Source organism: bacterium (genome assembly GCA_022616075.1).
In the GTDB taxonomy this organism is placed as follows: domain Bacteria; phylum Acidobacteriota; class HRBIN11; order JAKEFK01; family JAKEFK01; genus JAKEFK01.
This window is the reverse complement of the sequence record JAKEFK010000068.1, coordinates 24,661-31,783: the sequence shown is the minus strand read 5'-3', so window position 1 is coordinate 31,783 and position 7,123 is coordinate 24,661. Positions and strand designations below refer to the sequence as shown.

The window sequence follows — 7,123 nt, the reverse complement described above, 5'->3', positions numbered from 1 at the left end:
GCGGGAACGGATCAGCATAGAAGGCTCAGATTCAAAATTTTCAGAGAGTAATTCCTGAGATTTAACAGGTGGCACATCGATTTGAATATCGAATCGATCCAGCAGCGGACCGGAGATCCTGCTGAGATAACGTTTCAGTTGTTGCGTTGAGCATTTGCAGGGGTGATCCGCCGACCCGTAGAATCCACAAGCGCAAGGATTCATTGCAGCAATCAACATGAAACGGCAAGGATATTCCAATGACCCGCTCGCGCGCGAAATGCGGATCGATCCATTTTCAAGTGGTTGCCGAAGCACTTCCAGTATGCTCTTGCCAAATTCTGGCAGCTCATCCAGGAAAAGAACGCCGTTATGAGCAAGTGAAACTTCACCAGGACGCGGATTCGAACCCCCACCGGCTAAACCTGCGTTACTGATCGTGTGATGAGGCGCGCGGAAAGGGCGTAGTCGTAAGAGTCCTTGTTCGCCAAGAATTCCGGCGATCGAATGGATCTTGCTGCTTTCGATGGATTCCTCCAGGGTCAATGCCGGCAGGATCGTGGGAATTCGATTCGCCAACAATGTTTTTCCGGATCCGGGTGGACCAATCATCAAAACGTTGTGACCACCTGCCGCTGCCACTTCCAACGCTCGTTTCGCATGGTACTGTCCTTTCACTTCCGCAAAATCTACCGGATAACGGTGATCCTCGCTTCGAGCATCAAATGGCACCGAGCTATACTTCGGAACTCCATTTCCTTTTGTGAGCAGTTCAACAGCATCCACGAGAGTGTCCATCGGATACACTTGGACTCCTTCGATCATGGCAGCTTCCGGCGCATTCTCTCTGGGGATCAGCAAATCACGAATTCTCAATTTGCGCGCGAGAATTGCCATCGCAAGAATTCCATGTAGCGCTCTGACCTTTCCTTCCAGCGATAGTTCGCCAAGAATCAAGCAATGTTCAAAGTTCTGCACAGGGATCTGTCCGGATGCAGCCAGGATTCCAATGGCAATAGGCAAATCAAAATAAGGACCTTCTTTGCGAAGATTGCCTGGACCTAAATTCACTGTGATCGTTTGATTCGGAATGTAGTAGCCACAGTTTCCCATCGCAACACGGACCCGTTGCTGACTCTCCTTCACTGCTACATCCGGCAGGCCGACCGTAAACCATTTCGATTCTACTCCCGTGCGGCGCAAAGCGACTTCCACATCCACCCGGTGCGCATCCACCCCATCAATGCAACTGGAAATCATCTTCGCGAGCATACAAAACCTCCTTTAATCGTGGATCGTGATCGTAATCGTAATCGTGATCGCAATCACAATCGCAATTCGTTAATCATCCTTCGAAAATGTCCTAATCAACCCCACCAACATCGAAACGATTGTATGAAGCAGGTTCTTTCCATATTTAATTTCCGATCCTTCTACGCATTTTTTAGCTACAACAACATCCAAACCCGCAGCACATTCCAAAGCTGAGCTTCGAGCAATGTCCAGATAACGACATCGATCCTTTTTCGAGAATTTTCCGTTACCCTCCGCGATGTTGAGTGGGATACTCGTGGAAGCTCGATCGAGTTGATCATGAACACTGAATTTCTTAGGTACTTTCTCAAGTAACGCATCGCACCACGAAACAAATTCGATTGCATACCGATAGGCTCGTAGATTTTCATGATTGAAATGACTTGTTTGTGCGGTATCGTTGTCTGGTTGCGCCATGTTTGCTACGATTTACGAAACGATTACGATCACGATTACGATCACGATCCACGATTAAAATAAAAAAAGCGGGTGCGCGCTCCGAAGAGCACGACCCGCCTAAAGTTCGATTATTGATTGCTTAATCTAGATTGTCAATTCTGACCAAAAAAATAGGATTGTTCGCTGTTGACGTCTCCTCCGGTAATTACTGAGCATTCTGCGCAGCTTTTTCCAAGCTTTCCAGTGGTTAAACCCTTTCTGAGCTCTCGATATCGAACCGATTCCCAGATTTCCAGGAATGAGCTTTTTGTCAGATCCCCCAAAGGCTCTTCTTTCCACACACAACAGGGATAGACCATTCCCTGCCAATCAATATAAAGTTTGCGCCAGGGATCAGTACAAAGCTGCATTCCATCATTTAGAATTGGATGCGTTTTACGTTCGTAATCGTATTGATCTTCTTGCGTGAAAATCTTGCCATCCAGAACCGATTTCTTTCTTGTATGTTCATCGCCAATATCAAATAGGGGCGGGTGATAAAATCTGATTCCGTGCTGGCTGGCCCGCTCTTTCGCCTCGCTGATGTATTGATTCGAACGCTCTTTGTCGAAGACCAGTGCTTCCTCTTTTATTCCACCAACAAAGATGACCATATGTTGGGACTGCACTTCTTCCACTCCCAGTTTAGCGGCAAGATCTATAAAAGCAGGAAGCTCGTGAATGTTGTTTTTCATGAGCACATAGTTGAAGCGCAGCAGTGGAGTGCGACTTTTCTTCTTCTTTTTATATTCACTCAGGTAGGTAATATTCTTAATCACCTTGTCGAAATCGCTGCCGATGCGGATTTTGTTATAAACGGGAGCGCTGGCGCCATCTATGGAGAACTCCACCCTGGTTACGCCGTTATCGACGATCTTTTCGGCGCGGCTGGCGTTGAGATGAAAGCCGGCTGATATGAATGATATCTCCCGAACATTGTAACTGCGTGTAATATCAACGGCGTCAAAGAGGTTTTTCGTCATGAGAGGCTCACCGGCGCTCGAAAGCATCACAGAGCGCGCATGAGGAAACACTTCAGCCGAAATCCGCTTGAATAATTCAAAATTCATATCCCGTTGTTCTTCAAACGTCTCGAAGTAGGTCTTGCGACACTGAATACACTTCAGCGGACACTTGTTGGTTATATCCATCGTTATGTCAATTGCCGGAATCCGCGCAGCGAAAAGTGAAGCAGAGTGTGCAGTTACTAGAATTGGAGTCTCGAAAACGAAACGACCAATTTCTGTGAACCAATAACAGTTTTCCCTGACGAGATCGACCTGTAGAGTATACTTTCCAGGTTTTCGTGGAACTTCCAGGGTCAGATCCATCTCACAACTTGAACCGGGCCCTAAATCACTTGTCAGAACCGCTTGCACTTGCTCATATGTCTCACCATTCGGACCTACAACGATAGCTGCTGCGGAGAATGACGGAGTTTTGCTTCCTGTAGCGTTCCAAACAATACGGCTTCGATTAGTGATTTTGAACCGCGCTTTATACATACAGGCCGCAACCACTTCTTTCGGCACGTCGATGCCATGCACTTCTGCATTCATTCTCTGTGAATAAGAGAGCAAACGATAGAAACGCCTCCTTACAAAGATCTGCGTTCTATAAAGAATGGCTTTAAAACCACCAGTTTTGAAAGTGGTCGTGACTCGTCTCAGTAGCGATTGTTTCACCATGTCTCCAATGTTCTCGATTCTAACATATATATAAGAAAGGCGGGTGTTCGCGCATCTGAGGCAACGAACAACCCGCCTAAAGATTACTTGGTATAGATTGTCAAACGATCGCCGGGATAAATTCCACTTCTAGCTTTCTTATTCCAGCGAACGAGATCTTCCACATTCGTATTGTAGCTGCTGGCAATTTTGTAAAGCGTGTCCCCTTTTTTTACCTTGTAAGTGATTCTTTTGCTGTTCCGTGAGGATGACTTTGAAGCGGTTTTAATCCCATGAACAACCAGAGACTCTCCCGTATGGAGCACGTGCTTTGAAGAGATGTTATTCCAGGCGGACAACTGCTGAACTGTTATCCCGTGTTTACTGGCAATCTTGAAAAGCGTATCCCCCTTTCGCACCCGGTAATACTTTTGTTGTCCGTAGGATGAATAGCTTTTCTTTGGTTCGTATCTGACAGGATTGGAACGTCCGATCGGAATTACAAGTTTCTGGCCGGCTGTGATGTCGTATCCGGCGGAAAAGGAATTGACTGAAGCGATGGAGCTTTCAGAGGTGCGATAGATGGCTGCAATAGAACCGATGGTTTCGCCGGGCCGCACTTCATGTTTTCGCCAGGTCACTCTTTTTTCCGTAGGAATCGCTGCGATTTCCGTCAGGTAAGTGTCTTTTTTGTCCTTGGGTACGCGCAAAACGTAGTTCATATTCGAAGGTGTGGTTAACCTTGTCAGCTCCGGATTGAGCATATAGATTTCTTCGAGACTGACTCCCGAACATTCGGCAACGAGTCTCAGGTCAACCGTATAATCTACCGGGACAGTGTCAAATTCGAGAGGAAGTTCCAGTTGTTCATAAAATCCATACTTTTCCGGATCTTTTGCAATGATCATTGCGGCCAGAATTGCAGGCACATAGTTCTTGGTTTCCTGCCGGATGTATCGAGTTCTGGCAAGCTGCCAAAAATTTTGAGCGCCACTCTGTCTTAAGCCGTACGCGACCTTATTCTCACCCGCGTTGTAACCTGCAAGTGCGAGGTACCAATCGCCGAACATGCCATGCAGGTCCCGCAAGTATTCGGTGGCTGCGTAAGTCGATCGTTCGAAGTCAGATCTCTGATCGACCCACCAATCCATGCGAAGATCGTATCTTTTTGCGGTTCCCGAAATGAACTGCCAGAAGCCCTTGGCTCTGGCGCGCGAGTACGCATTCGATTTGAAAGAACTCTCAATCAATGCGGTGTAGACCAGATCCTCTGGCAAACCCTGTTCACGGAAAATCCGTTTCATCATGGGTAAATACCGGCCGGAACGAACCAAACCGCCAACAAATTCTTTCCTGCGGGAATTCTGAAAAATGCGTATGAAAGAGAGAACAGAATCGTTCACTTCCACAGGAATGTCATAGCCGACAGACTTTAGTTCCTTTTCGACTTCTTTTTTGGTTTCCTGATCAGGAGCAGGGAAGGTATCAATATTCTTCAGCTCGTCTATGAGCGCAGGCTCCAGCGGATGTTCGGTAAAACCATCTCCCGCTTTAAGGGCAGCAATCTCGTGCTGGAAAATCTTTTCCTGCAGTTCGTCAATTACTGCTTCAACGCGAGAATCAGGCGCGTGTTCGGACTGATACTTCATCAAAACATCCAGTGAGGCATCAAATTCCGCTTTGGCTTTCTCGAGATGCCCGAGATTCAACTCCCTTTCTCCAAGAAAAAAGTGGTGTCTTGCGGACGTGATCGCCGCTTCAACCGGAGTTGCATTCGGTTTCGAGACTACCGTACCGGTATTTTGGGCAGGCTTGCTCAAAACGACTGTCTTTCTTGATGAACCACATCCCCACAGCCCGACGAGGCAAATAAGACACGTAAGGCTGAACAGGTAAAGTTTTTTCATCGACAAATCCTCATCATCACTTATCCGGTCAAACCGAATAGGCAAAGTTCTTCTAAATTTTCCGCATGATACTACGGGCGATTTACAAATTCAAGCCCCCATCGAAGTTTTTGACCAATTTTGTTCACTGCAAATGTTCGTAAGCCCTAGCAGCATTCCAAGTATATGGATCTCGCTGAATCTCGATGGATCTCTTGCAATCTCGCTTAATCTAACATATGAACAAGGAACCACAGATGAACACAGATCACCACAGATAGGAAAGTTTGACACTATAAAATGATTGCAGTAGGATTGCCTCTTTATTTTTTTGATCAGGAGGACTTGCAGATTGCGTTATCTCCGGTATTTTTTGTGTGCGATTATTCTTGTCAGTGTTTTTAGCTCCACGGCCTGCAAAAGTCAAAAGGCGACAGTAGTTCCAAAAGTCCAGATCAATAAAGGGTCGGCGGAAATGGGAACTCCCATCGAAGTTACCTATTCCTTTGCAACGAAACCTGAATTCGTCGCTTTATATAAGGACATGACGGTTTTTGTTCATTTTATCGATCCCAAAAGGATCAGGCGGTTCCAGGATGACCATCAGCCACCCAAACCAACAAGGGAGTGGCGTCCGAATGGGAATTACAACTGGACTCGTACCATTTTCATTCCTAAAAACATTCCGGCTGGGGAATACGCGGTGGTTGTCGGGATATATTCCCCATCCAAGGGAGAACGAATGACCCTTGAAGGGAAGCCTTATGGGAACCGTTCGTACGACATGGGGACGTTGCTGGTCGAAATTCCGCCGCAGGAACCGGCGATGCAGTATTCATCCGGTTGGTATGATCCGGAAACGGACCCCAATGATATCAGCACCAGCTGGAGATGGATGAAAAAGGAAGCGTCCGTTAAAGCGAGAAATCCGGGTGGTGATTCGTTGCTTTATCTGAAAATCGCCGGTGTTCCGGAGCGCTTTTCCGGTGTGCAAAAATTGAGTGTGCTTGTGGGTGAGCATGAAGTGGAGACGTTTACGATCGAAACGAATATGCCTGTCATCAAGAAGTACAACATCGATAAAAAGGTCCTAGGACCGGCCAAACAAGTCGAAATCAAGCTTGCGGTAAATGACACATTTACACCGGCGTTAGATAAAGTTTCGCGGGATACGCGTGAACTGGGAGTGAGAGTCTACCAGGTCTATCTTGGAAAAGCCATAGACTAGTGACTGGCCACTGGTCACTTCTTTAAAATTTCCAATTCGATTCTCAGAAGCACTCTCTTCGGATTTGATTTTCCTTCGAGGGTTACATTCAAGGCGTTCGAGAACCGTTTGTGGATGTTTCCTCCGGTCAGGTGAAAGTCAACAGCCAGATTTTGAATCACATCAATTTCCGATGGTTCCAGGCGAATTTTTAGTTTCTTCGTAACTTCGTTTGCGCTCTCTTCTTTCGAGCTCGTCACAAATTTGGGCGCGCCCCCGGTCAAAAGTGCAGCCAGTGGATCTTTTGCAGTTTTGAGCTTCTTGTCTTTTGCTTTGCCGGTATACATGTCCCGGAGCGCATCGAGTTTTGATGCAACATCTTTTGATTGAACCGATATTTTCTTCACATCCGGTTTTGGAGCCGCGGAAGCAACCTGAGAAAACTCCACTTTCTCTATGGCAATTTCGGCGGCTGTCGGCAAAGCAGGAGCTACAACAGCCGTAGAAGAGGCCGTTGCGACAGTTGGAGCCGGGGAAGCCGGCCCCGGCGCTTCCGGCTTACCTTGTGAAACCGGTTGCGAAGTGGAGATGGGTGAAGCCGGCATTGCTGCAGAAGGCTTTTCGGCAGGAGC

5 protein-coding genes are annotated in these 7,123 nt (G+C 47.1%); 1 reads left to right on the top strand and 4 read right to left on the bottom strand.

Features of this window, described 5'->3' with window-relative positions; all coding sequences use genetic code 11:
• The 4 genes from L0156_06035 to L0156_06020 all read right to left on the bottom strand — a co-directional run.
• Positions 1 to 1,251 (bottom strand): YifB family Mg chelatase-like AAA ATPase (locus L0156_06035; protein MCI0602554.1); only part of this gene is annotated, 1,251 nt, incomplete at its 3' end.
• Between the two features lie 69 nt (positions 1,252 to 1,320).
• Positions 1,321 to 1,710, bottom strand: a complete 390-nt coding sequence (locus L0156_06030; protein MCI0602553.1) for a four helix bundle protein — start codon at positions 1,708 to 1,710, stop codon at positions 1,321 to 1,323.
• Between the two features lie 134 nt (positions 1,711 to 1,844).
• Positions 1,845 to 3,419, bottom strand: a complete 1,575-nt coding sequence (locus tag L0156_06025) for a radical SAM protein (protein ID MCI0602552.1) — start codon at positions 3,417 to 3,419, stop codon at positions 1,845 to 1,847.
• A gap of 83 nt (positions 3,420 to 3,502) precedes the next feature.
• Positions 3,503 to 5,305: a LysM peptidoglycan-binding domain-containing protein gene (locus tag L0156_06020; GenBank protein MCI0602551.1), complete on the bottom strand. Its 1,803-nt coding sequence runs from the start codon at positions 5,303 to 5,305 to the stop codon at positions 3,503 to 3,505.
• Positions 5,306 to 5,759: 454 nt separating this feature from the next.
• Between L0156_06020 and L0156_06015 the strand changes: the two genes are divergently transcribed.
• Positions 5,760 to 6,512 carry a hypothetical protein gene (locus L0156_06015; protein MCI0602550.1) on the top strand — a complete coding sequence of 251 codons (753 nt, stop codon included), beginning with the start codon at positions 5,760 to 5,762 and terminating at the stop codon, positions 6,510 to 6,512.
• The last annotated feature ends 611 nt before the right edge of the window (positions 6,513 to 7,123 follow it).

Coding starts and splice junctions, on each gene's coding strand:
- L0156_06030 (MCI0602553.1), bottom strand. CDS start 1,710: ATGGCGCAACCAGACAACGATACCGCACAAACAAGTCATTTCAATCAT.
- L0156_06025 (MCI0602552.1), bottom strand. CDS start 3,419: ATGGTGAAACAATCGCTACTGAGACGAGTCACGACCACTTTCAAAACT.
- L0156_06020 (MCI0602551.1), bottom strand. CDS start 5,305: ATGAAAAAACTTTACCTGTTCAGCCTTACGTGTCTTATTTGCCTCGTC.
- L0156_06015 (MCI0602550.1), top strand. CDS start 5,760: ATGGGAACTCCCATCGAAGTTACCTATTCCTTTGCAACGAAACCTGAA.